Origin of the sequence: Micromonospora sp. NBC_01699, from assembly GCF_036250065.1 — a bacterium.
GTDB lineage: Bacteria > Actinomycetota > Actinomycetes > Mycobacteriales > Micromonosporaceae > Micromonospora_G.
The window spans coordinates 5,184,786-5,210,730 of the sequence record NZ_CP109199.1 but is presented as its reverse complement, the minus strand read 5'-3'; the positions used below and the strand labels follow the sequence as shown (position 1 = coordinate 5,210,730).

Here is a 25,945-nt window from a genome sequence, read left to right as displayed (position 1 = left end):
GTTCCTGACCGTAACGACCAGACGGGGCCATACCACGGACGCCCTCCTTCACGCGGCGGTGCTGGATGGTCACCCAGCTGTCGGCTACCTTGAGGGCACGATGAACACGCCGCCTGGGAAGCCGGACAGCACGACCGATTTCCTGGACGCCGGTGGCGCGCAGGGCCTGCAGGTCGGCTCCTACAACGTGCAACACAATCAATTCGGTTACATTCCGCCGGTCGTGCGATCGGCGTACCTGGAGCAGGTGCGTCGGATCGCGCCGTCGGAGCTGAAGGATCGCGACACCGAGCTGGTTGAGTTGGCAGCCTTCTGCACCGGTGCCCAGGAGTATGCGTACGCGTGGTGGCGCGCACCAGCGTGGGCAGGCAAGTCGGCGCTGATGTCGTGGTTCGCCCTGCACCCACCGCTCGGGGTTCGGATCGTCTCGTTCTTTGTCACCGCACGGCATGACCGGCAGAACGATCGAAAGGCGTTCGTCGACAACGTCCTCGAACAACTTGCGGAACTGCTTGAACACCGTGGTCTTCCCGCCGGTCTGACCGAGTCGACGCAGGATGCTCACCTGGCCAGCATGCTGGCTGCGGCTGCGGCGGAGTGCCAGCAATCGGGTGAGCGACTGGTCCTGCTGGTGGACGGGCTCGACGAGGACCGCGGTGTGACGGTCGGGCCCGCGTCCTACAGCATTGCAGCGACCCTGCCTCGCCACCCACCTACCGGACTGAGGATCGTTGTGACGAGCCGGTCAGACCCGCCCCTTCCGCCGGACATGCTGCCGGATCATCCGCTGCGTGGCCAATGCCTCGTGCGGGAACTCACGGCGTCGTCGTATGCCACGGTGGTCCGGGCCGACGCCGAGCGGGAGTTGAAGAGGATCCTCCTCAGCGGTGGCGTCGAGCGGGAGATCCTCGGGTTCGTCACCGCTGCCCGTAGCGGCCTGTCCGTGCGGGACCTGGCCGAGCTGGTCGATGAAGACGAGTGGCTGGTCGAGGACTACCTGACCAGCTTCACCGGACGTACCTTCGCCAACGTCGACGCCGCCTACGTGCTCGCCCACGAGGAACTGCAGTCGACCGCGACGAGGCTACTCGGCCCCGCCCGCCTGAGCGACTACCGGCAGCGCCTGCATGAGTGGGCTGACCGCTACCGCGAGCGCGCTTGGCCCGCCGGGACACCCGACTATCTTCTGCGCGGCTACTTCCGGATGCTGTCCGAGCAGGGCGACACCGCCCGTATGGTGCGGTACGCCGCCGACACGGCACGGCACGACCGCATGCTCGACCAAACAGGCGGCGATGCCGTGGCCCTCGAAGAAATCACGCTGGCGCAGGACGCACTCCTCTCACACTTTGAAACTGATTTACCGGCGATGTGCGAGCTGGCTCTGCGGCGCACAGACCTTGAGGAACGCAACACGAACGTTCCGCTCGCCCTGCCGCGCTTGTGGGCCGCCGTGGGCAACATCGCACGCGCCGAGGCGCTGGTCCGATCGATCCCGGAGGAGGGGAACCGACGCGCGGTGGCGCTGACGTTGCTGGCGCCCGAGGTAGCCGAAGCGGGTCACCACGCCCGGGCGGAGCTGCTCGCCGGCCTGCTTCCGGCCAACATGTTCGTCGACGAGAATCAGCCTGCAAAGACGATCTGCGAAATCGCTCGCATGATCGCCAGAGGTGGCGATCATGACCGGGCGACCGCGTTAGCGGGGAGCATCGATGCCCCGTTCTGGCACTCCCGCGCACACGGTGAGGTCGCCATAGCCATCGCGTCCACAGGCGGCGATCTAGAAGAGGCGGAGGCACTCGCCCTGCAGATCCCGATGCCCTATTGGCGGGCACAGGCGTTGGCTGTCCTGGCTCAGAAAGCCGCTACCCGTGGCCAAAGCGACCTGGCAGAACGCATGGCCGGCAGGGCAGAGAACGAGGCGGGCAGTTTACCCAGCGACAGCGACAAGGCATTCATTCACGCATTCCTAGCCCAAGAGATCGAGTCCTGGGGCGGCCGGGACCAGGCAAGACGACTAGCAGCCCTCGCCGTTACGGGAGCATCGACTGTCGAAGGGCCACACCACCGGGTCGACAGCCTGACGAAGATTTTGCCGTTTCTCGACAAGATCCTCGACCCTGCGGAACTGGCGCACCTGGCTGGCCTAGCTGAGTCGACGCTAATCACGGCTCGGGACGAGGACCAAATCCCCTCCAATTACTCGGTTCCCCGATTGATCAGCGCGACAGCGGTGGCTTGGTACACGGCGGGCGACGTCGACCGCGCGGTAGCGGCCGCCACCTCCATCACCGACCCATCTGAACGCGACGACGCCATACTCAGGGTGACCGGAGCCGCCGCCGCAGCCGGTGACCTCGTTAGCGCCCGGCAACTCGCCGATTCCCTCTCCGATCCCGCCCAGACAGACCGGGCACTCGTCAGGATCGTCAACAACCTGGCCGGCGAGAACGATGAGGACCACCTCGCCGACCTGGTGAACGCCGTCCGGGATCGCGCAGATCACGCTGCTGCATTGACCGAGTGGGGATATCGCGTGGCCAAACGCGGCAATCTCGAGACCGCGACCGATCTCGCGAAACGCGCCGAGGCGATCGGCCGATCCACCGGCGCCCCGGATGCCAAAGCCAAGCTGCTGACTCCACTGATAACCGCGCTCGTCTCGGTCGGCGACACCGAACGCGCCCGAGCAGCTGCTCGGCAGGCCACAGCGGCATACCACTCCGTGCCTGAGAAGCACCGCCTCGACTCGGAGCTTGCCGCCCTCGTCCGGGCCACCGTCGCAACGGGTGACTACGAAACTGCCGCCGACGCGACTCGGCTGATCCAGACTCCGAAGGCCCGCGTAGGGGTACAGGCCGAGCTGGCCTCCTCGATCACCCGGCGGGAAAGCCGCGACATCGCGGTGGGCCTGCTGGAGACCGCAGAGATGGCCGCCATGTCTATGCCCGGCCAGTACGAACGCCTCAAGGCACTAGGAAAGATCCTGACCGCCCTCTGGACCCTCGGGGAGGATGCACGCGCTGAGACCCTGGGAAGCCGCATGGTCGCGCGCGACGACATCAGCGAACCATCGCAACCGGCCCGGACACCAGTGTTCCCGGTCTTCCATGCCCCTGGCGAGAGGGTGCCGTCCCCCGCGTCAGAGCAGCGCGACCAAGCCCTCGCCAAGGCCGTCGAGGACGTGGCCGAGGCGAGGGACTTCACACGTGCCGAGACACTGAGCGGCTTTATCGCCACGCCTCGACTGCAAGCCGAGGCGCGAACCAGCCTGGTGTTGGCGCTGGCCCGCGCCGGCCAGCATGACCGCGCCCACGCACTGGCCCTATCGGACGGCGGCTCCCACTACCGCGATCGGCGGCTCAGCCAGCTAGCCGACACCCTCACCGATCAGGGCGACATTGATTCGGCCGAGAAGGTCGCAAGGTCCATCACCGACCACTTCTATCGCGTCAAAGCGTTGATCACTCTGGCGCGGAGGGTCGACCCAGCCAAGGCCCAGCTTCTCCTGCTTGTCCCCATACGGCACGGAAGGTTAGCGGATGTCATGGACTTGATCACCGAGATCTGCCCTCAGGCTATCCGTGTCCTCACCGACCATCTACTCAGCGAGGAACGCGCCGAGCAGGCCACGTAGCGCTGGGCCACCATCAGCGGCACCACCACGTATCACTGCTCACGGCCTGTTCCCGTGGATCGTTGCCGGCGTGCGCGCCTGGCAGGTGGGTTAGTCAGCTCGGGGGACAAGGTGGTCGTCAGAGGCTGCTAGCTGCCGCAACTCGTCTTCGCGATCTTGACTGGCTAGCAGGTCAGTCAGCGCTCTTCGGGCCGCCATGTCCCCTGCTGCGGCCATTTCCTGCAAGTCGCCCTCGCGTTCCTGATCGGCTAACAAGGCGGCCAGTAGGCGCCGGGCTGGCGCTACGCCTTCACCTGCCATCTTCCGAAGCTCGCTCTCGACTTTGTGGCCACGAAGCAGTTTCCGGAACTCGGCCGTGTTGCTACCGGCGGCCGAATCCGACGGAGTCGTCTCGTGTCTTTCTCGGGACAGCAACTCGGCCGCAAGCGCGTTCATCGCCGTTACCTCCCGAGATTCTCGCATGGCTTTTCTTGGTCGTTCTAGCAAACTGGCCAGATCGCAACGAAGGGCGAGGCCCGGCACTCGCATTTCCTCCATTCGCCCTTCCCGGTTCAGCATCAGCGCGAGTTGCCAACCGGCGTGGCTGTCGCCAGCAGTTGCCAAGGCGCGCAGCCTGTCCTCATTCCCTTGCTCGGCCAACAGTTCGGCCAGCAGGCGGCGGGCAACGGGAACGGTACTGTCTGTGGTGAGCTCCTGAAGCTCTTCCGTCGCACCCTGTGAAGCGAGCAGTTCAGCCAGCCGCCACCTGGCGGTTGAACTGCGGGGATAGGCTCGGCGGTAGAGGATTGCGGCATGACTGGGCAGGCATCGAAGCTCGGCAGCCTGAGCCAAGCTTATCAATTCCTCTGGTTCGCCGACGAAGGACGGCAGTACTGTCCAGAAGTCGCTGGGGATCACCTTATAGTAGCGGTGCACAGTCCCGTACTGCTGCAAGAAGTCGGCAACCTCGTAGCTCGAAACTGTACCGATCGTAGGCCCAGGAATCGGATGTAGCGCCCGCACTCCACCATGCAACTTCCTCGTGGCATATGACAGGGCGGTATCGAACCACGTACTGGATGCGTCAGCGGCGTGAAGGTCACTGAGATATGTCGGTGCGATTGCGGTGAGCAGCTCAACGGTTATTGGAGCCCTGACGCCCAGGCGGCGGACGTCGATCGCCGCAGTGAGTAATGCCCAGCCATAAGCCTGACTGGTTGCCCCGAGTTCCCAATGCTTGATCAGTTGCGGAGCCCCAGCCAGGTGCTGTGTCACACCGTACCGGGTGTCTGCCAAAGCGTCGGCCAGGCGACTGTCACCCGTGACGCTGGCCGCCTCGGCTACCCGATCGCGTTCGGCCCCACTGAACTGCTCCGGTACCTCGACCACGGGGCCGAGGGCGAGAGCAAGGACCTCGCGAGCGTCCCGCCACGAATCAACTGCCCGGCCATCCGGGTCATCGCCAGTCTGCGGCAGCGCGGTTAGTTGCTGATAGGGGGCTGGCCACAACATATCGACCACCACGACGGGACCCGACCTGCGATCGTTAGTGATCAGCGCCATCACATCCGTGCGCGTCAAACCACCGGGCGCCAAGTAGCGAGCGGTTGGAGTGTCATCCAGCCACACAACGGTCCGGCCAGGCAAACCAGCATCTGTCGCCTGGCGGACCGCGTTGGCATCATCCGCCAACAGTAGATGCCAGTCGTGACAGACGTCGTGAATCGCTTCGAACAGGCTTCGCGATTTCCCGGTCGAAGATCCGCCGACCACGATCAGCAAACCCCCATCTTTCGCTGCCTGCCCCAACCCCGCCCTCAACGACTCGTCATGGTCTCGCTCCACGTAGACCGGAAGCGTCAGATCTTCTCTCGCCTCCGAACTAGCACCCGCCGCGTGGACGCCAACCTGCTCAGGACGACAGTCAGCAACCGGAATCAGTCGCCACGGCTGCCGCGGCAGACCGGCCCCGACGGCCACAGACCGCCTCCCCCTGCCCTGACGTAACGCAGGCACGCCGAAGACCACGCCGGCCACCAAGCTGAGCAGCCCGGCCACCCAGCTAATCCGCTCCAACCAGACCCAGGAAGCTGCCACGCGAACGCCAGCTAGAACTTCCCCCCAGCCCAGCCAAGTGCCCGCAGATGCAGCTGCCACCGCAGCAGCGGACACAGATAACCCCCAGCCTCGTCGGCCCATCCCGACATCATCCCTGGGCACCGCTACCTCAGAGTCTCTAGCACCCGGGTCCGTAAATTGCTCGCGGCGACGGTCATGGCGCTCGTGACCGAGTTGCGCAAGCGCTTTGGGGTCGAGCTCCACGAACATCACACTGCCCGCTCTGACCAATGGGGCTGCGGCACCGTGTCGCGGTGCAGGTCCTCACCGATTTGCCGAGAAGTCGGCCGGCGAGGACCGGGCGAACGCCGGCCATGTTGCGGTAGATCGGTGCCTGTGGATGCCGGTCGATGAGCTACTCGACCTGTTCGAGCGGGCCGCCGGTCTCGCGATGCTGAGGTCGAGTTGGCGACGAGGGTCGTGGTCGGGCGTTGACGCGTTCCAGCAACTTCCCCCGTCCCATCGCGCCCTCAAACACCGGTGTCGGCGTACGGGCTACGGTGCAGAGCCAGGTACGCCGACACCGGGCGAGGATCGCAACAGCATGGTGTGCTGCTGTCTGGCCTTACGGGGTACGACGCTGCGCCCGGTCGACCGACCGGGCGAGGATCGCAACCCGTGGACGGCCGCGTACGACCTGACCAACAGCGTCGCTGCGCCCGGTCCCCGGACGGGGCGAGGATCGCAACGTGTACTGCGTATCGGTGCGTAGCGGTGACGCAGTGTTTCGTTCCAGCGAGCTGGGATCTGGCCGGAAGGTTGATCACGTATCCGGCGTTGTTGTCCCAGGCGCGGCTGAGCGGGTGCTTTTAGGGGTTTCGGGTATTGCTGTCGAATTCCGGGTTCGTTGGGGTGGGACGAGTCTGGCATGGTGCTGGTCTATGGCTGGTCAGGTGATCGTGGTGCGCGTAGACGACGTCGAGGTGCTGGTGGAGACGGCGCGGGTGGTGGGCACAGAGCCGACGTCGATGGGGGATCGGGCGCAGCAACAGGTGATGGACGCGTTTGAGCGGGCGCAGGATGCGATCATCGCTGTGTCGACGAAGGTGGCGGGGACGGTACGGCAGTTGACCGCGAGGGGAGCCCGGCCGGACAAGGTCGAAGTGGAGTTCGGGCTGAAGTTCACCGCGAAGGGCGACGTCATCGTTGCGAGCGGTGCGGGCGAGGTGGCGTTGAAGGTGATTGTGGGATACGACCCGAGGCGCGGCGCCGCTGATGCCGGGTCGCGCCGGGCTGACGACGATGAGGCCGACGACGAGGCGGGCGGGGTGTCGTGAGCGGCGACTCGCGTGTGCCGGGCTATCTGGGCAGGGTCCTCGACGCCGGTGGGGTACCGATCGGTACTTGTTTCCAGGTGTCGCCCGGCGTGCTGGTGACAGCGTGGCACGTGCTCGATGCGCTCAGGGCCGGCGACGTCGACGCGACAGTGGCGGTCGATGCGCTGGACGGCGGTACCGCTGCCCGTGATGCGCGGGTGGTGCGGGTCGCTCCAGTTAGTGACCTGGCGGTCCTGGTCACCGATGTGCCGCTGCCTGGGTCTGTTGGCGGCATGATCGCAACCGATGTGGTGCCGCTGCTAGCCGACGTAGTAGTGGCCGGGGTGGTACACGTTGATGACGGTCCGCGGCAGTACCGGTGGCTCGCGGCGGCTGGGCAGTGGAAGTCCGGGACGACCCGCGATGACGCGGTGCAGCTGGGACGGTTCACGTCGACGGACGTCCTGCCTGGCATGAGTGGCGGCCCGGTGCGGCGGTTGGTCGATGATGTGGTGGTCGGGGTGGTGTCAGGCCGGTACAACACCGCTGACGGCTGGCTGACAGGCACGGTGTGGGTTGCGCGCGTCGAGGAACTGCTGCCGCTGGTGGACGGGCTGGCACGGCCGGTTCTTCACAATCGGTGGGAGGACGCGGTCGTCTTAGACATGGCCGCGACACAAAGGCGTCACGCGTGGAGCGTAATCGCTGAACATCGAAAGCTGGCCGTTGCCGGTGTGCGGACAACCATTGGCGACGAGACGTCCGGTGGACTCAAGCTCGCGTTCGCCGACCGGCGCGAGCAGCTCGCTCCGGCCTTGCTCGAAGCGGGTACTCAGGGGTCTGCTCTGCTGATATCTGGTGAGTCCGGCGTCGGTAAGAGCGCGTTGACACTATCGGCCGTCGTAGACCTTGAAGCCATGGACCCCGCAGGGTTCGAGGCAGTGGTGGTGAACCTCCGCGGCCTGCCGCAGTCGAACTTGGAGCTTCGTACCGCGCTAGGTATGCCGATGGAGGACGTGCTCGCCGAACTATCGGCACCAAGCCGGGTCCTGGTTGTCGACGCCGCTGATGCTGCGCTGGAGCGATCCGCTCGTCTGTTGGGCGACCTGGTGCTTGCTGCGGCTGCCGCAGGTGTCGGGGTTGTCGCGGTCGCGTCTGAGCTGGCGTCCAGCTTTGTGCGGGAGCAGCTGGAACTGGGCTTCGGGAAGTTCGTTTCATCCTTCACGATGAAGCCGCTGGGTGATGAGGAAGTCTCGGTCGTCTCGGATCACTTCCCGCTTCTGCGTGCGGTACTGCGAGACCTGTCTGCGAACTCGCTGATGCGACGGCCCGTCGTGTTGGACTTGCTGGCACGGACCGGGCTGGAGCCGGATAGCTCACTGGGTGAGTGGGAGTGTCTGCAGTTGGTGTGGAGCAGGGTTGTTCGGGGCGACGGTCGCCCGGGCATCGGCTCGGCTGAGGCGCGTGAACAGACGTTGCTCGCGGTGGCCGCGTCGACAATGCAACTGCCTAGGGACCGACGACCTAGTGCCGGCGTCGACGCTACGGCGGTCGATGCGTTGCGCCGGGACCATCTGCTCGGGCCGGCCAGCCCGTATCACGACCAGCCGGAGTTCGCGCACGACGAAGTCCGGCGGTATGCGACCGCGATCCTTCTGGTCCGCGCCCAGAGCCCGAGCGAGTTGCTGGAAGCAGCTGGCGGGCCCCGGTGGACGCTGTCAGCCGCCACGCTCGCATGCAAGGGACTGCTTAAAGCACCAGGCGTTCGACCCGCCCGCGTGTTCGTCCAATTACTCTCGCAGATCAAGCCGTTCGTGGCGGCGTATGGCCCTCGGTGGGCTGACGTCCCCGTCGAGGCTGTTCTGGACACGCCGTTCGCGTACGAGTGCCTGAAGGCAGCGTTCGCGGATGAGTCCGTTGGCCTGGCGCTCGGTGACGTGGTTCGGGTGGTTCAGCAGAGGCACAAGGTCAACTCGCTAGTTGACCCCGTCATCTCAGCCCCCGTCGTGCAGATTCTTCTCGATGAGAGAGAGCCGTGGAACGTCTCGAAGGCGGCGTTCGAGCTGCTCGCGGATTGGTTGCAGGCCCTGTCCTTGGCGGACGTACCGGCAGGAGACGGTTTGCGCATCAGGCTGCGGGGCCGCCTCCTTGTCTACTGGGAGTCGTTCTCTCCGCGCAACACCAGCGGTGACCACCTGCCCAACCGGATGTCCGGGCGGCGACGTCGACGTGAGCTGGACTATCACCTCACCAAGGAAGAGTTCGTCGAGTCCTTAGCGCTGCTCGGGCCCGACATCGACGAAGCCGCCGAAGCCTGCCTTCGGGCTCTCGCAGACGACGCGCCGGCGTTCCTGGCCCCGGCTGCCGACTCGCCGTTGAGCGCCCGGGCCTTGGCTCAGAAGGACCCAGAGCTGTTGGCGACGTTGATGGAGTCTTACTACATCGACGACGAGCACAGCTGGCACCGCGATGAGGGCGTCCGAAGGCATCAAGGCCGCTGGACCGGTATTGGAGCACCGTTCTTTCAGTATTACTTCGGTGGATTCTGGCAGCTTTTCCAGGCCGCACCGTTGCGGACGTCGGTGCGGGTGCTGAACAATATTTTGAACAGCGGTGCACGGGTGCGAGTTGAAACGCTCTCGCGGCTCCACGCGCCCGAAGTCATCGCAGCGCCCGTCGCCAGATCTGGCGAAGGCTCCGATGACGAGACCGAAGGCACAGGTAAAGAGGGTGAGGACCGAGGTGCCGTCCTGAATCTTGACGGCACCGCCCGTCTGTACGTTGGCGACAGTCATGTGTGGAGTTGGTATCGGGGCACCTCGGTCGGTCCGTACTCGGCGATGAGCGGGCTCCTGGCAATGGAACGCTTCGCTGACAAATGGTTGAGCCAGGGTGCGTCGCCGACAAGGGTCGTCGAGGTACTCCTGAACGGCTGCGAGAATCTGGCCGTCCCGGGGATGCTCTTCGGGCTTCTGGTACGCCATGTGGAGAACGTCGACACCGAGCTCGACCCGTTCCTCGCCGAGCCGGTCGTCTGGGAACTGGAGTTCAGTCGCCGAACGAGTGAGTTCTCGGGGCTGCGTGCGACAACTGAAGGGCTTGCGAACCTGGAACGCCGCCAGTGGACACCGCGTGAGGTGGCCGTATGGCTGGTGACTAACGGCGGGGAGGCGCGCGCCGAGGCGTTGAAGAAGGTTGCCGAGCAACTGGTCGAGAACGGCGGCCGGCACGGCATCAGCCAGGAGCTTACGAAGAATTGGGCTGCAAGCCTGGACTCCGATCGGCACCGAATCACGCAGCATGGCGATGGGTACTACATCGAGGTCGTTCCGCCACCTGAAGTTCAGGCCGCGCAAGAGACGCGCGGGGCGTACCAGGAGGTCGTGCAGACCGTTTTGGGACTTGAGAACCGGTACTGGGGCTCGGCCAAGCACGATGCCGACTACGTGCCCCCCTCGTCGGAGGAGACCGCCGCGGACCTGGCTGTCGGCCGTTCGTTGCTCGAGTCCGATGGAAACCTGATGCCGTCCCGGCCTGTTGGCGCGGTGGCTCACGTCGTCCGTGCAGCGGTCGAACGAGCTGCGGCCGGTGACATGAGTGCGTTGGGCGACGAGGCGAGCTTCGTGACCGAGTTCGTTCTCGGGGTTGCGTTGTCGTTTCAGGATGCCGAGGACCAGCGCCATGAGGGTCAGTACTTCGACCTAGGCGCCGACCGGGCGGTGGCCCAGGCACTGCCGGCCTTCATCACATCTGCGATGAGCGCACCCCTGGAGGCGGCGGGAGCCTCGACCGATGATGTTGCCGAGGCCGGCCTTGCGATCGGAGGCAAGGCATCCCTGGAGACGCGGCTGTACTTGGCGCGCGGATGCGATGTCGTCTGGACGGCGCCGTGCCAAGGTGACCTTTGCGTTCACCGGATCGCGTTGAGTTGGTTGGTCGAGACTGCTCGTAGTGCAGAGATCGGGCCATGGGACCAGCAGAGCCAGCGGCGGTCGAACATCCAGATTGCCGGCGATGTCGCCGAACGCCTTCAGGAGTTGGCCGGTGATTCCATCGACATCGCCGTGCTCGACGCAGCCATCCGCGGACTCGGCGCAGCCGCAACCTCGGACCACTGCTGCACCGACGACTCAGCCACGCTGCTCGCGAGCCTACTCGACGTCGAGCGACGTGCCATGGTCACTCAGGAAGAGAAGGGCTGGACAGCAGACCACCGAGGGACACATACCCTCGTCGCGGCGCGAGCCCTGCTCGAAGGCTTTGCAAAGAACGGTGACGTCGGGCCGGTGCTAGGACACCTCGATGTTTTTCGCGCAAATGCAGGACTGATGTCGAACTTCCTTCACGGTCTTGCGGCAGCCGGCGCGGAGAACGAACGCCTGGCTGAGGCTGCCCGAGGTGTTTGGCCATCGTTGCTGCGCCACGCCACCGGCTACGTGATCGACGACCCGAACCCCTACCAGGACCACCATTGGGGGGACTGGGCCGCCGCTGCTCTCCTGCCCGACCCACTTCCGTGGACGCAGGGCCTGTACAACGAGGTCATTGGGGCACCCATCGACTGGGTTCGCGCTGAAGACCTCGTCGAGCTGATCGACGACTGGTTACCCGCAGCCCACGGAGAGGCCAAATGCGTCGACGGACTCATCGGCATCCTGCAGAAGCTGCCGGTGGAGGTGCAGGTCACTCGCGGCCTGCGCTGGGTGTCCGACCTGTGTATCCAAGACGGTCGTGTCACAGTCAAGCAGTCGTGGCTGTCGAACAACTGGCTCAAGGAAATCCGCAGCACGGCGGAGGAACTCGACCACCTTGCCGAGTGGCAGTTGCTCGTCGATTCCTTGGTCGTAGCCGGGAACGAAGGACTAGCGCCGTACAGCAGGTGATGTCTCAGGTTCCCAATCCGAACCCGTTTGAAAGGTTCCCGGAGTCGCACATGCAGTAGCGCGCTGCGGCTATCCGGATCTGCCGCGAAGCGCTCGCTAAGCAGCGCGACGGACGAAGGCGTGCGAATCGTGCCCGTGGGTCGTCCGTGGCGAGACGGTCGATGACCGTCCCTACGGCGAAGGCGGACGAGTGAACTGCCCACATGAGGTTGCGCCCGCATACGGATGACCGCGAGCCGCCATGGATGCGCGAACTTACCGTTGAGCTCGGTGAGCTTTGGGCGGCACTGCGGTGCGGGAATCGTAGTCAGCGTGGCTCGGCGGTTAGCGTCGGTTGCTGGTCGTGGATCGGTGTGCGCTGCGCCGGGGTCGTGGGGCGGGTCAGTTTCTGCCAGAGGAATTCCAGGGTCAGGGCCCAGAGGAAGGCGTGTTGCTCGTTGTTCGAGGCTCCGCCGTGGCCGCCCTCGATGTTCTCGTAGTAGTAGGCGTTATGGTGGTGCTCGTGCAGTCGGGCTGTCATCTTGCGGGCGTGTCCGGGGTGTACCCGGTCGTCTCGGGTCGAGGTGGTGAGCAGTATCGGCGGGTACTGTCGGCCGGCGTGGACATTGTGGTACGGGGAGTACGTCTTCAGATAGGCCCAGTCCTGTGGGCTGTCCGGGTCGCCGTACTCGGCCATCCATGAGGCGCCGGCGAGCAGCCGGTGGTAGCGACGCATGTCGAGCAGTGGCACCTGCGCGACGACCGCGCCGAATAGCTCCGGGTAGCGGGTCAGCATCACCCCCATCAGGAGTCCGCCGTTGCTGCCGCCCTCGATGCCGAGCTGTGCCGGCGTGGTGAGGCCCCGGGTCGTCAGGTCGGTGGCGACTGCGGCGAAGTCCTCGTAGGCCCGGGGCCGGTTCTCCCGTAGCGCGGCGCGGTGCCACTGTGGGCCGTACTCGCTGCCGCCCCGGATGTTCGCCACCACGTACCGGCCGCCCCGTGCCAGCCAGCCCCGGCCGATGACCCCGCTGTAGTACGGAAGCTGATCGAGTTCGAAGCCGCCGTACCCGGTCAGTAGAGCCGGGCCGGCCGCACCGGTCGTCTGCCCGACGACGAAGTACGGCACCCGGGTGCCGTCCTCGGAGGTGGCGAAGTGTTGGCGCACCGTCAGGGTGCTGGCGTCGAAGGACGCTGGCTCCCGCTTGAGTGTCTCGACCGCGCCGCCGATCCGGCCGAGTCGCAGCGTCGCGGGTTGCAGGAATCCCTCCGACGCGAGCAGGTAGTCGTCGCCGAGGTCGGGATCCGTTGCCACGATCCCGTTCTGCTCGTCCGGTCGTGCTCCGGGCAGCGGTTCACGCCGCCATACCGTCGGGCCGGGCGTCAACACCTCCAGCCGGCTGTGCACGTCGACCAGAGTGGCCAGGATCAGGTGGTTGCGGGTCCAGACGTGGCCGCGCAGCGCGCTGCGCTCGTCCGGGTGGAAGATCACCGTCAGCTCCCGCCCGCCGGCGACGAAATCGTCGAACCGGATCGCCAGCAGGCTACCGGCGGGATACTCCACCTCGCCGACCTGCCACGGCGTACGCGGTTGGATCGTCAACCACTCCCGGTACACGCCCCACGACGCGTCCTCCGGAACAGCGATACGAACCCGCTCGCCGCCCGGCGTCAGCAGATAACTCTCGGTGCGGTAGAAGTCGATCGAGCGGCCGACGAAGTCGCGTTCGAAGCCCGGGGTCGGGTCGTGTGAGGCGTACACCGAGACGTCGTCGGCCCGCGCCTCGTGAACCACCTCGGCAGCCGACAACGGCGTCCCGCGCCGCCACCGCTTCACCACGCGCGGGTATCCGGAGTTGGTCAGCGACCCCGGTCCGAAGTCGGTGGCAACATAGATCTCCTCGGCGTTGATCCAGTCGACATCGCTCTTCGCCTCCGGCAGCGAGAACCCGTCCGCGACGAAGGCCCGGCGGCCCAGGTCGAACTCGCGGACGACGACGGCGTCAGCGCCGCCTCGGGAGAGGCTGATCAGGCAGCGCTGATAGCTGGGGCGGAGCACCGTCACCCCGCTCCAGACCCAGTTTCCTTCCTCCGTGATCGCGAGCGCGTCGAGGTCGAGCAGTACGTCCCACTCCGGCTCAGGCCGCCGGTACTGGTCCAGGGTTGTCCTCCGCCACAGCCCACGCGGATGCGCCGCGTCCTGCCAGAAGTCGTAGTAGAAGCTGTCACCACGCCACCCCGGGTAGGGAATCCGGTTGTCGTCGTCGAGCACCTGCCGAATCTCGGCCTGCAGGGCGGCGAACCGCTCGCTGCCGGTCAGCGTGGCAAGGGTCGTGGCGTTGCGCTCCCGTACCCAATCGGTGGTTTCCGCCGTGTCCAGATCTTCCAACCAGAGGTAGGGATCATCAACCTCATCGCTCAGCGTCGCCATCCGAGCCATTCTTGCCCACGAACGGCCCGTCTGGTGGTATCGGCCCGACGGAGATGAGAACCGCGAACCGCTGGCTGGTGCTCCGTTCCTCAGCCTTGGCGAGCGTCGACCGCGGCCTTGCCATCCGCATCGCGCAACTGGCTATATCGATCACGCTGTCTAGTGGCAGCCGAGGACCGCCAGGTTTCCCAGGTGCAGGGCATTGAGCATGCGCAGGTCGCCGTGCTGGTGCCCGTGGGCGACGAAATTCCTGCACGCGTTCAGAGCGGATGGGGTTCCTCAGTCGGGGCACGTGAAGAAGTCCCGATCGCCGCCTGAGCAGGGCTCATAGCTCAGGCTACTGCCATGGTCGGGCGCCTCCCAGCGAGTCAACCGCTACGCGTCGCGACGACTCCTGCTTTCGCCTCCGGCCTATTACGGCGGAAGGCGGTCAGGGCTGCCGAGCATGGGTAAGCAGGTCGAGCAGGCCATGTCCGTCGGCGATGACGACATCCGCGGCGACGCCCGGCATGGGCTGCTCGCGGGTGGTACGCGCCGAACACATCAAGACCAATGCGTCGATTTCGGTGGATCCAGCAGGGTCGCGATGCCGATGGCATCCATAACATCGGTCAGCTATCCAGGTTGCCGAGGACGATGGTCACCAGCACGGGCGCGAGTATCGCGAGGCCGTAACCGACTGCAGCATCCTTGAATGTAACCAGCGGCCAACGAACACTCAACAAAGCAACCGGAATGTCGAACTTGTGCTGGAAGCGCCGGCTACGCCTTTCGGAGTGCATCGATGGGCAAATGGCACGATGAGGTCATGGGACGTGTACGGCGTTGGACGGTCTTCGCTGTCGGCGGCATCGCGACGCTGGGCTCGGCGGTGGCCGCCGTGCTGTTCGGCGTGCGGGGTATCGAGGTCGCGAGCTGGTTGGCTGCGCTCGCGAGCTTCGTGGTCGCGGTCGCGGCGCTGCTGCTGGCGCGTGCTGGCGGTGCGAGTGTCGACCGCGGATCTGGGCTAGAGCCGGGCTTGTCCGTTCACTCTGCCGGTGTGCGGTCGATCGCGGTAGGCGGCGATATCGGCGGGATCGCGTCCACCGGCGATAGCTCGACGGTCGGTCAGCACCGATGAGTCTTCGGACGCGTCGGCAGCAGTCGGAGCCGGCGGCTACGGCCGGAGCGTGGTCGTCGGTGGAGGCTGCCGGCGCGCAGTCGGTTGCGATCGGCGGCGATCTCCAAGGGATAGTCTCGACCGGTTCCGGTGCGACCAACGTACAGGTGCGGGCGACACAGGCCGTGGTGATGCCTCCGGGCGCGATGCTGCCGCCCTCGCAGGTCGAGGCGCCACCCGCCCTGGTGAATCTACCGATACGCCCAGGGGTCTTCGTCGGCCGCGGTGATTCACTGGATCGCCTCGATACTCACCTGGCGGCACCGGGCGGAGTCGTGGTCCAGGCCGTTCATGGTCTCGGCGGGATCGGCAAGAGCACCCTGGCCGCGCGATGGGCCGCAGGCCGAACGGGCGACTTCAACCCGGTCTGGTGGATAACGGCCGACACCCCGGCGGCGATCAACGCCGGCCTCGTCGGTCTGGCGGTGGCCTTGCAGCCGGAACTGATCGGGCTGCTGCCGTCCGAGGCACTGCGCGAACGCGCCGTGCAGTGGCTGACCTGCCACCAGGGCTGGCTGCTGGTCCTCGACAACGTCACCGATCCCGCGGACATCACCAATCTGCTCGCACGCGCGCCGAATGGCCGCTACCTCATCACCAGCCGGCGGGCAGCCGGCTGGACCGGCATTGCCGCCACAATCCGCCTGAACGTGCTGGACCTCGACGAGGCGGTACAGGTAGTCGCCGCCATCATGCGGGACCACTCGGATGAATTGGACCTAGCTGGCATAGCCGAGGTCTGCGTCGAGCTGGGGTACCTTCCACTCGCGGTCGAACAGGCCGGCAGCTTCATGGCGCAGGCCGGCGTGCCGCCCCGCGAGTACCTGTCGATGCTCGCCGTCTACCCGGCAGCAATGTATTCAGCAGCCGGCGAGGGAGCAGACGCCGAACGAACCATTGCCCGAATCTGGCGCGTCACCCTCGATCGTTTCGTCGACGAGCCGCTCACCGCCGACACGCTGCGGGTGCTGGCCTGGTACTCCTCCGAAGCGATTCCTCGGACGTTGCTTGACGGGCTGGCCGAGCCGCCGGCCGTCGCGCAAGCGATCCGTCGACTCGCCGTCTACAACCTGCTCACCACCGACCTCGACGCGGGGACCGTGACCCTGCACCGACTGGTCCAAGCGGTCGCCCGTACGGCCGACCCGGCCGACCCGCACCGCCAAGCAGACGACATCGAGGCGGCACGGCAGTTCGCTGCCCACGCCCTCATCGCCGCTCTTCCTCTCGACCGGCACGATCCGGAATCGTGGCCGACTTACCGCTTCGTGCTGCCTCACCTCGAAGCGTTCGCCCGGAACTCGCCCGAGCACCCCGACTCAGTCACTGGCCTTCTGCTCGCCGGGCTCGGAGCGTTTCTGCACGAGCAGGGTGCCGTGCACCAGGCCATCCGGCATCTTGAACGAGGCGTGGCCGCCCTGCGCGATGACGAGGAGAATGACCATCTACGAGTGCTGGCCGTCCAGACGCTGCTGGCCAATGCCTACTTGTCCGCGGGCGACCTGAGACGCGCGATCACGCTTCACGAGCAGATCCTCGCCGAGACCCAGCGGATCGCTGGTGACGACGACAAACGGACCATGGCTGCTGCCACCAACCTCGCGGCTGCATACAACAAGGCGGGCAGCCTCAAGCGGGCGATTCCGCTGCTCGAACAGACCCTCGCTGACAGCCGTCGGCTTCATGGTGACAAGGATCCCGGGACGCTGGTCGTGGCCAGTAACCTTGCTTCCGTTCTTCAAGCGAAGGGCGATCTGAGGCGTGCGATCGAATTCCAGCAACAGATCGTCACTGGAAGCATCGAATTGCTCGGCCCCGACCACCCGAACACCCTGACCGTTCAGAACAACTTAGCCTGCTCCCTGGCGAGGGCCGGCGAACTACAGCTGGCGATGTCCCTTCACGAGGAGGTACTTGAGGGGCGTCGCCGGGTACTCGGCAAGGATCACCCGGCCACGCTCGCGTCCGCAAATGCACTGGCCGGAGTTTACGAGGCCGCCGGAGACAAGGTGCGAGGCTTCAAGCTCTACCGGCGTACGTACGACAACCGTCGCCGCGTTCTCGGTGATGACCACCCCGACACCTTGACCTCCGCCGGCGACCTCGCCGACACGTACCTCCAAGCCGGCAATTATGGTCGCGCCATCTCCTTGAACGAGAAGACACTGGCAGCGCGTCGCCGGGTACTCGGCGACGACCACCCGGATACGTTGCAGTCCGCGAGCAACCTCGCCGAAGCCTACGGCGTAGGCAGGCGACTGGACGACGCTGTTCCCTTGGCGGAGCGCACCCTGGCCGACCGTCGCCGAGTCCTCGGCGAGCATCATCCGCAGACCCTGATATCGGCGATCAACGTGGCCTGCTCCTACTTCCTCGCCGGCCGTTTGAGCGAAGCGGTGACCCTGGCCAAGCGGACGCACTTGAGTGCCCGGCGCGTTCTCGGGGCGGATCACCGACAGACGCAGCGGATCGCAGAGTTGCTTGCTGCGTTGGCCACACTCCGACGCTGACTATTCGCCGAGCCAGCCAGGGGCTGGGGGCCTGGGGATCTACGGCTCTGGGAGCGCTTTCGGTGGTGACATTCCGTACCGGCCTCGCGTGTGTACGCGTGATGCCGCTTGCCACTTGTGACCTGTACCGTTCGGAACTCGGGCCTCGGAGCGTTGGCGTGTGGTTTTGTGCGACGTCGAGTGCGCGTTGGTGGCCATGCTGACGCCCATGACCCTGTCGTCTGGCTACCTGTTCCTATGCCAGGTCATGCAGTTGATCCTGCTCGGCCTGCGCGGCGAGCGGTTCAAAGAGGTCGAGATCCTTGCGCTGCGTCGGCAGTTGCGGTCCTGCGTCGGCAGGTCAGCCGTTCGGGTTTATACCGCTCCAGCTCGTCGTACGGGTCGCTCCGCAGCAAAGCGATTCGTCAGGGGCGCGTGTGCGCTGCTACTCGGAGCGCCAAGGGGCAGGGTGTCTCTGATTGACCGTTGGGCGCCGAGACTCTACTGTGCAACGCATGAACACCTGTTTCCGGCAGGTGTGCTGGGTACGTGTGGCCGAATCCCCCCTCGGACACGTACAGTTACCCCACGGTGCGCATTGAGATCAATCTCGGTGCGCACCGTTTGTGTGTCCGGGTAGTAGATCAACCGGAGTCCGAGTTGTCGGTAGACCTCGGCCTTGTCGACGGGGTCGGCGTCCTGTAGCACGGTGACCATGTCGCCGAGTGCATGCACGAGGGTCGTGATTTCGCTCCGTGTCATGCGACCGGAACTGGTATTCGCTTGTGCTTGTAGGTCGGCTTCGGCGCGGGCGCGTTCGGCCTGGGTCTGGGTGATCCAGGCGGTGACGACCGTGGGGTCGGCCCCGGCGTCGAGGGTGGCCCGGTAGCGATCGAGCTTGGCGTCACACTCGGCGATGATTGCCTTGGCTGCCGCGATGAGGGCGGGTGGGTGTTCGGCGGGTTGGGCGTCGGTGAGCGCGGTGATGGTTCGTTCGAGGCGGTGTGGGGTGAAGGCGGAGGCCAGCCAGGTGTCGAGCGCGTCGGTGAGGGCGTCTTCGCGGAGGTAGACGTTGCGCGGGTGCTTGATCCGGTTGGCGAGCGCGTACTCCTGGGCGAAGCGGCAGCGGTAGTAGGCGACGCCGTGGTTGTACTGCCCTTGCATCCGCCGGTCGCAGGCGGCGCAGTAAATCTTGCCGCGGAACATGTAGGGGTTTCGGGTGCGGTGCGTGACGTGTTGTCCGCCGGTTCCTCGGCCGCGTCGCTGTAGGAGGGCCTGAGCCTGTTCGAAGGTGCTGTCGTCGACGAGTGGCTCATGGATGATCTCTTTCGAGATGATCCACTTGTCGGTCGGGTTCCAACGAAGGACACCAGTGTGGCCCATGGCCACGTCATCGACGTCGAGGAGCACTTCGTCGGTGCGCTGCTTGTTCCATACCTGCCGACCGGTGTAGCGGGGGTTGGTCAGGATGACGCGGACGGCGCTCTTGGACCAGGCGATGCCGCTCCGGTGCCGGTTACGGGCACGGTCGTAGGCCGAGGGACAAGGGTGCCGGTCAGCGGTGAGCCCTTCGGCGATCGCGAAGATTCCGCTGCCGGTGAGGAACTCGGTGAAGATTCTCTGGACGATCGGTGCGGTTTGCTCGTCGGGGGTAAGGCCACGTAGCCGTTTACCGTCGGCGGCCTTCGCCGGATTGGGGTGGGGGCCGAGATCGCGCAGGGTGTAGCCGTATGGTGGGCGCCCGCCCAGGTATCGGCCTTCGAGAAGGGTTTGGGCGGCCATGGCGGTGCGGACGCGTAGCTTGATCCGGTTGCGTTCGCCTTTACTCATGCCACCGAACACGGACATGACCAGTTCATGAGCTTCGTTGTCGGGATCGATGGGGCCGCCGATCTCAGGCACCCATAGCTCGACACCGTAGTGAGTGAAGAGTGGCACGGTCAGTCCGAACTGGTTGCCGTAGAAGGCGCGGTGAGGCTCGCCCACGACGACGGCCGAGAAGCCACGTGATGGGTTACGTAGGGCGGTGAGAAGCAGACTTGCCTGGGTGCGACGTTGCCAGGGAAGAGATCGGCTCTGACCCACGTCGAAGAACTCCATCGCGATGCGACCCCCGTGTGGCTGGATCAGGGCGTTCGCGCGGCTGAGCTGCCAGCCGCGTGACGACTCGGGGTCCTGGTTGTCTTCCGTTGATACCCGGCCGTAGAAGGCGAAGGGTTTCTGCTGAGGGGTGTTCACTGCTACTCCTGTTCCTGGATGTTCCGTCGTTTGTCGTTCACGTGTTTGAGGAGGGCCAGTAAGGCGTTGGCCGCCCCTGGACGTAGGTCGGGTGGTTCCTCCGGAGGGGTTACGACTTTGGGTGCGCTGGGCGGTAGGCGTCTGTCGTTGTCGACCGTCCATGAAGGGTCAACCTGGCCCACCGGGTCAAGTGGTGCGCTGGCAAGGGGAGGAACTGGTGGGGGCTTGGTGTGTTGCTCTCCTCGGTTCTTTGCGCGTTCGGTTGGCGACGTCATGTGCCCCCGCCCGAGGTCCGATCTAGCTGAGGGTGGCGGCTCAGGTACTTTGGAGTGCGGTTGGAGACGACCGTGGCGGGGTGTCTCGCATGTGTGGTGGTTGTCGGATTAGTCGTGGCTGTGGCTGATCGCAGGGCGGGGTTAGCGGGTCGCTGAGTGCCAGATGCCGTAGGCATTGCAGAGGTCTCCTTGGCGGTGTCTGTGCGGGCCACATGGGTTGCGACCGGCGCCCTGTTCGGGTACCGGCCGTGGGTGGTTGGCTTGCTGATTACAGGTTGGGTGACGGCTGTAGGCTTCGTGGGTGAGGGCGCCTCGTACGGGGCCATCCACGCTTCTGGCGCTGGTGAGGCGGGCCGCGGAGTCAGTTGATCGTGTTTACCTGGTCGCGGCACATCTACAGCTCGACGAGATCCAGGGGCGGCGAGGGATCGAGTCGGATGCTTACCGGCACAGGCAGCCAGGAATCTGTGCTCGCCCATCAGGCGTCGGACCTCCCGGTGTATGCGCGGCCGGATGGATGGAGCGACCCGAAGCCACCGCAGTCCCGTCGCCCTTCGAGAGGGCATCGGACTACGGATCAGAAGGTTAGGGGTTCGAGTCCCTTCGGGCGCACAAGATCAAGAGGGGTCTGACCTGCCGGAACGGTGGTCGGGCCCCTTGGCTTGTCCGTCCCTTGTGGATGTTTGGGCGCTCGTGCGACGAGCATCCCTCACGTCCTGGCCCGTCCAGCGGTGGCCCGTCCTGTCCGGGTGGGTTTTGATCATGGTTCCCCGGGTCGGCCTGGAAGCCCAGATAGTGGGACGGGCTTCCGTGGGTGAGGCGCTGCTCCCTGGCCGGCTTCCTGGTGCTGGCGTGCGGCCTTGCCGCCGGATCTGGTGCGCGGGGCAGGATGCCCGCTGTCGCTGGTATCCGATAATGTCAGCTTGCCGTTAGGGGAACGTAGCAAGCGGTGATCACTTTCCTCCGACAATTGCGGTGGAGGGCCACCGTAAGGAGCTCGGGGACCAGGCGGATGGTTCGGGGCCTCTTGGGCGACGGCGACGGTTGGTCGTAGCGGCTGTACTTGGCGTGGTAGGCCAGGTCGATGACGTCTTGGACGTCGGCCGTCGTGTTGCCGGAAGCGAGGTCGGGCTCCACATCATCGGCCCGGATCCGTCCGATGCCCGATGGCTTTGCTGCAGTCGGAACGGCGCCGGGAACCATCAGAGGTCATGTGACGACTATCTGTATGCCGGTCGTACGGATCTTGCCCTGTGGGTATAAGCGCCCGGCGCCCGCGCTTCGGGATTCTCCGAGGTGGACCGATGACAGAAGGGCAAGCTCCCAATGGCACGAACCGGTGAGCCGGTTGTCCGTACCTCCGATTTCCGTTCTATCCGCATGGCACTGGTCGCTTGCATCGTGTTGGCCCTCGGCGCCTGTTCCGGGACGAAGGTGCCGGATGCGCCGACGGCGTCGTCAGGCGCTTCTGCGGGCGCCGGGCCGCAGACCACGTATCCGCTGACGATCGACAACTGCGGCCGCGTGGTCACGTTCACTCAGGCGCCGCGCCGGATCGTGCTGCTCAACGGTGCGTCGGTCGCGGAGGTTGAGTCCATGATCGCGCTCGGTGTGCAGGAGCACATCGTGGCGAACAGTCAGCGTTACGGCGTGTCCGACGATCCGACGATGGTCGCGAAGATCGACGCCGTCCCGACCGGTGGGGTGAAGCTCAACGAGAGCTTCGAGGTGCCCCGCGAGCAGGTGCTGGCCCAGTCGCCGGATTTGGTGATCTCGACGTGGGCGGGCGGGTTCGACGACAAGATCGGGTCGATCACCCGGGATGAGCTGGCCAAGTCCGGTATCAACAGCTTCGTGACGCCTTCCAACTGCGCCAACGGCGCGACATCGCCGCGGCCGGAGGATGTGACAACGTACGCGAAGCGGTCGGTTGAGTCGTCCTTCGACTTGCTGACCCAGCTCGGGTTGATCTTCGACGTCCAGGGTCGGGCGGCGCAGGTCGTGCAGCAGGCACGCGCTTCGCTGGCCGCGCTCCCGGCGCCGTCAGGCCCCCGTAAGCGGGTACTGGTCGCGTACCCGAGCATGACGATGATGACCACCACCGGGGCGCCGGCGGTGTTCGGAGGCGGGATTTTCGACGACATCATCGACCGGGCTGGCGGCGTCAACGCGTTCGGCGGCCTGACCGACCAGCAGCTCGTCGAGATCAACGCCGAGGCGCTGGCTGCGGCGAACGTCGATGTTCTGGTGGTCGGCCTGTATCAGCCGGACGACGACGCCAAGAAATATGCTGAGAAGTTGTTCGCGCAGTTCCCGCAATGGCCGGCATCGAAGACGAAGACCTACACCTCGGTGTCGGACAGTTTCTATCTCGGGCCCCTGAACGCGGTGGCAGTCGAGCGGATCAGCGATGCCGTTCACGCGGCCGGCTGAGCGCTCGCGGGCGGCCGACCGTGTTCCGGGCCGCCGCGAGGCTCGCGCCTACCTCGTGCCTGACCGTGCCTTTCCGCTGTTGGTCATGCTCCTCGTCGGCGCGGCCGTCCTCGCGGCGGCAGTCGCGATCGCTGTCGGTACGGTGCCGGTTCCCCTCGGCGACGTGGTCGCGGTGACCTGGGCTCATCTCACTCCCGGGGACACGGAGCGCAGCCTGCTGTACGACCAGATCGTGTGGGAGTTCCGCGCGCCCCGGGTGCTGCTGGCCGGAGTGAGTGGTGCTGGTCTGAGTATCGCCGGGGTGTGCTTGCAGGCGTTGGTCCGCAACCCGCTCGCCGACCCCTACCTGCTCGGCATCTCCTCGGGTGCCTCGGTCGGTGCGGTTCTGGCCCTGACCTTCGCCTCTGCGGTGACCGCTGGGCTGGGGGTGGCCGGTGCGGCTTTCGTCGGGGCGCTGGCCAGCGTGGCGTTGGTTGTCGGCCTGGCTCAGCGCGCCGGCCGGGTCGCCCCCGGCCGGCTGATCCTCGCCGGTGTGGCGGTCGGTTACCTCGGCGCCGCCGTGACCAGCTACATCCAGTTGCAGGCCAATCCGACCGCGCTGCGGGGCATCATGTTCTGGCTGCTCGGCTCGGTCGCCGGAGCGTCCTGGCACGACCTGCCAGCGCCGACCGTCGCCCTGGTGTGCTGCCTGCTCTGGCTCTTGGTCGTCGGCCGACGGCTGAACGCGCTGACGATGGGTGAGACGTCAGCCGCAGGGCTCGGGATCGACGTCAATCGGCTGCGGCTCGGGCTGCTCGTCGCCGCGTCGCTGCTGACCGCGACGATCGTCAGTGTCGCCGGGGGGATCGGCTTCGTCGGGCTTCTGGTGCCGCACGCGGTCCGTCTGCTGGTCGGCCCGGACCATCGGCGGGTGGTGCCGGTGTCGCTACTGGTGGGTACGGTCTTCCTGATCTTGGTCGACCTGCTGTCGCGGACCCTGGACCGGCCGAATGAGATGCCGATCGGCATTTTCACCGCTGCGCTTGGCGCCCCGTTCTTCCTGTGGCTGCTGCGCAGCCAGTCCGGTGCGGTGCGGTGAGGGTCACCGCGAGCGCCGTGTCGGTGAGCATCGACGGTACGCCGATCCTGGACGAGGTGACGCTGACCGCTGCCTCCGGCTCCGTGACCGGCCTGATCGGGCCGAATGGTTCCGGCAAGAGCACCCTGCTGCGCTGTCTCTACCGGATCATCCGTCCGCGGCAGGGCGCGGTGCTCATCGGTGAGCACGACGTCTGGCAGGTCCCGGCACGCCGGGCCGGTCAGTTGCGGGCGGTGGTGGCGCAGGATCAAGAGCTGGACAACGACTACAGCGTCCGGGACATCGTCGCCATGGGCCGGATACCGCATCAGCGACTGCTCGAGCGAGAGAGTTCCACCGACCGCACCATCGTGGACGAGGCGCTGGCGCGGGTCGGCATCGAGTGGGCGGAGAACCGTCGGTTCGCCACGCTCTCTGGTGGCGAACGCCAACGCGTCCTGCTCGCCCGCGCACTGGCCCAGGACGCCCCGGTGCTGCTGCTCGACGAGCCGACCAACCACCTGGACATCGGTGCGCAGTTGGAACTGCTCGAACTGATCCGCGAGCTCGGGCTCACCACCGTGGCCGCTCTGCACGACCTCGACCACGCGATGGCCTACTGCGACGCCGTTGTGCTGCTGCACCACGGCCGGGTCGTCGCGGCCGGCGATCCCGTCGCCGTACTCACCCCGGAACGCCTCGCCGAGGTTTTCGGCGTGCGCGGAGCAGTGACCGTCCATCCTCTTACCGGTCGGCCGCACCTGGTGTTCGCGGCGACCGCGCCGCCGCCCGACCGGACAGCCGACCGCGATGATCCCGTTGGCTGGAACGGTACCTCTGAGCGGGCTGTTGCTCGAAAGTCGCCGGGTCGTTCAACCTGACTATCGAGGAGATTTTCACCAAGATGGATGACGCGCTAATGGAAGCGCGCTATCCGTTTCTGCCGTTGGGGAAGAACGGACTCGGGCGCCGACAACCGGCGCCGCAGTCCAGTTCTGAGAGGAGAATTCACCATGAGTACTCACACCACGCTGGACGAACCCGGACGGGCCGGTCAGCAGCCCGTCCCCGATGCCCGGCGCACCGCGCCGCTCGACCCTCCCGCGACCGGCGACATCACAGTCGCCTTTCTCATCTCGCCCGATGCGGAACTCGTTGACTTCGCCGGGCCCTGGGGCGTCTTCGAGTACGCCTACCTCGGCGACGGGCGCAACCCGTTCACGCTGTACACGGTGGCGGCCACGACTCAGCCCGTCCGTATCTCCGGAGGCATGGTCCTCGTGCCCGCTCACGATTTCGAGAGCGCTCCCGCGCCGGACATCGTGGTCGTCCCCGCTATGGACACCGAGAAGGTCGCCCCCGAGGCGCTGGACTGGCTGCGGCGGGTACATCACCACACCGCAGTGACCATGTCGGTCTGTAACGGCTCCTTCGTGCTCGGAAAGGCAGGCCTCCTCGACGGCAAAACCGCGACCGCCCACCACGGCGGCTACGGCGCACTTCGAGCGACCTTCCCCAACATCACCGTCGTCCGCGGTCTCCGCTACGTCGAAGACGGCAAGATCGCCACCTCCGGCGGACTCACCTCCGGCATCGACCTCGCTCTGCGGATCGTCGAGCGCTACTTTGGTCGAGCCGTGGCGCGGCAGACTGCCACCCAACTCGAATACCAGGGCACGGGCTGGATGCACCCAGACAGCAACGGCCAGTTCGTCGAGCGCGCGGCGGGCTCATCGGAGCGACCGGTATGCCCGATCTGCGAGATGTCGGTCTCACCCGATACCCCGCTCACCCTCGAACACGAGGGCGTCACCTGGTACTTCTGTGGCACATGGTGCCAGGAGCAGTTCAAGGCGGCGCCAGAACGGTTCATTGACGTCGGCTGACTTGAAGTACGGTACCCAAGCCGGACAGGACGGTCGAGCCCTGCGCAAGGGGCGTGGGGCAGGTCAGTGGCAACTGTCCCCGGGGGCTTTGGGACGCGAATCGGGCCACGGTCCGTCCGGCGACAGTG

12 protein-coding genes are annotated in these 25,945 nt (G+C 66.0%); 9 read left to right on the top strand and 3 right to left on the bottom strand.

What is annotated here, in order from left to right:
- The first annotated feature begins 100 nt into the window (after window positions 1–100).
- Complete coding sequence (locus OG792_RS21235; RefSeq protein ID WP_329101509.1) at window positions 101–3,637, top strand: hypothetical protein; 3,537 nt, start codon at window positions 101–103, stop codon at window positions 3,635–3,637.
- A gap of 90 nt (window positions 3,638–3,727) precedes the next feature.
- Here the strand turns inward: OG792_RS21235 and OG792_RS21230 are convergent, their stop codons facing one another.
- Complete coding sequence (locus OG792_RS21230) at window positions 3,728–5,398, bottom strand: hypothetical protein (RefSeq protein ID WP_329101508.1); 1,671 nt, start codon at window positions 5,396–5,398, stop codon at window positions 3,728–3,730.
- Between the two features lie 1,217 nt (window positions 5,399–6,615).
- Between OG792_RS21230 and OG792_RS21225 the strand changes: the two genes are divergently transcribed.
- Both OG792_RS21225 and OG792_RS21220 read left to right on the top strand, forming a co-directional pair.
- On the top strand, window positions 6,616–7,011 hold the full coding sequence (locus OG792_RS21225; RefSeq protein ID WP_329101507.1) for a CU044_2847 family protein: 396 nt from the start codon (window positions 6,616–6,618) through the stop codon (window positions 7,009–7,011).
- On the top strand, window positions 7,008–11,873 hold the full coding sequence (locus tag OG792_RS21220; RefSeq protein ID WP_329101505.1) for a trypsin-like peptidase domain-containing protein: 4,866 nt from the start codon (window positions 7,008–7,010) through the stop codon (window positions 11,871–11,873). Before OG792_RS21225 ends, OG792_RS21220 begins: the two co-directional genes overlap by 4 nt.
- 307 nt (window positions 11,874–12,180) lie before the next feature.
- On the opposite strand, the gene OG792_RS21215 is transcribed toward OG792_RS21220, so the two are convergent.
- Window positions 12,181–14,280 (bottom strand): prolyl oligopeptidase family serine peptidase, encoded by a 2,100-nt coding sequence (locus OG792_RS21215; RefSeq protein WP_329101503.1) that lies wholly within the window; start codon window positions 14,278–14,280, stop codon window positions 12,181–12,183.
- A gap of 784 nt (window positions 14,281–15,064) precedes the next feature.
- On the opposite strand from OG792_RS21215, the gene OG792_RS21210 reads away from it, so the two are divergent.
- Together OG792_RS21210 and OG792_RS21205 are read left to right on the top strand one after the other, a co-directional pair.
- Window positions 15,065–15,400: a hypothetical protein gene (locus tag OG792_RS21210; RefSeq protein ID WP_329101502.1), complete on the top strand. Its 336-nt coding sequence runs from the start codon at window positions 15,065–15,067 to the stop codon at window positions 15,398–15,400.
- A gap of 59 nt (window positions 15,401–15,459) precedes the next feature.
- Window positions 15,460–17,949: a tetratricopeptide repeat protein gene (locus OG792_RS21205; RefSeq protein WP_329101500.1), complete on the top strand. Its 2,490-nt coding sequence runs from the start codon at window positions 15,460–15,462 to the stop codon at window positions 17,947–17,949.
- Window positions 17,950–18,429: 480 nt separating this feature from the next.
- Here OG792_RS21205 and OG792_RS21200 read toward each other — a convergent pair whose 3' ends face one another.
- Window positions 18,430–20,166: a recombinase family protein gene (locus tag OG792_RS21200; RefSeq protein ID WP_329101498.1), complete on the bottom strand. Its 1,737-nt coding sequence runs from the start codon at window positions 20,164–20,166 to the stop codon at window positions 18,430–18,432.
- 1,655 nt (window positions 20,167–21,821) lie between these two features.
- Between OG792_RS21200 and OG792_RS21195 the strand changes: the two genes are divergently transcribed.
- From OG792_RS21195 to OG792_RS21180, 4 genes are all read left to right on the top strand, one after another.
- Complete coding sequence (locus OG792_RS21195; RefSeq protein ID WP_329101496.1) at window positions 21,822–22,874, top strand: ABC transporter substrate-binding protein; 1,053 nt, start codon at window positions 21,822–21,824, stop codon at window positions 22,872–22,874.
- 85 nt (window positions 22,875–22,959) lie between these two features.
- Complete coding sequence (locus tag OG792_RS21190; protein WP_329101494.1) at window positions 22,960–23,952, top strand: FecCD family ABC transporter permease; 993 nt, start codon at window positions 22,960–22,962, stop codon at window positions 23,950–23,952.
- A complete protein-coding gene (locus tag OG792_RS21185) occupies window positions 23,949–24,812 on the top strand; it encodes an ABC transporter ATP-binding protein (protein WP_329101492.1) in 864 nt (287 codons plus the stop codon). Before OG792_RS21190 ends, OG792_RS21185 begins: the two co-directional genes overlap by 4 nt.
- A gap of 132 nt (window positions 24,813–24,944) precedes the next feature.
- Window positions 24,945–25,817, top strand: coding sequence for a DJ-1/PfpI family protein (locus tag OG792_RS21180; RefSeq protein WP_329101490.1), 873 nt, complete (start codon window positions 24,945–24,947; stop codon window positions 25,815–25,817).
- Window positions 25,818–25,945 lie beyond the last annotated feature (128 nt).

Coding starts and splice junctions, on each gene's coding strand:
- OG792_RS21195 (WP_329101496.1), top strand. CDS start 21,822: ATGGCACTGGTCGCTTGCATCGTGTTGGCCCTCGGCGCCTGTTCCGGG.
- OG792_RS21235 (WP_329101509.1), top strand. CDS start 101: ATGAACACGCCGCCTGGGAAGCCGGACAGCACGACCGATTTCCTGGAC.
- OG792_RS21190 (WP_329101494.1), top strand. CDS start 22,960: ATGCTCCTCGTCGGCGCGGCCGTCCTCGCGGCGGCAGTCGCGATCGCT.
- OG792_RS21210 (WP_329101502.1), top strand. CDS start 15,065: ATGGGCAAATGGCACGATGAGGTCATGGGACGTGTACGGCGTTGGACG.
- OG792_RS21215 (WP_329101503.1), bottom strand. CDS start 14,280: ATGGCGACGCTGAGCGATGAGGTTGATGATCCCTACCTCTGGTTGGAA.
- OG792_RS21225 (WP_329101507.1), top strand. CDS start 6,616: ATGGCTGGTCAGGTGATCGTGGTGCGCGTAGACGACGTCGAGGTGCTG.
- OG792_RS21180 (WP_329101490.1), top strand. CDS start 24,945: ATGAGTACTCACACCACGCTGGACGAACCCGGACGGGCCGGTCAGCAG.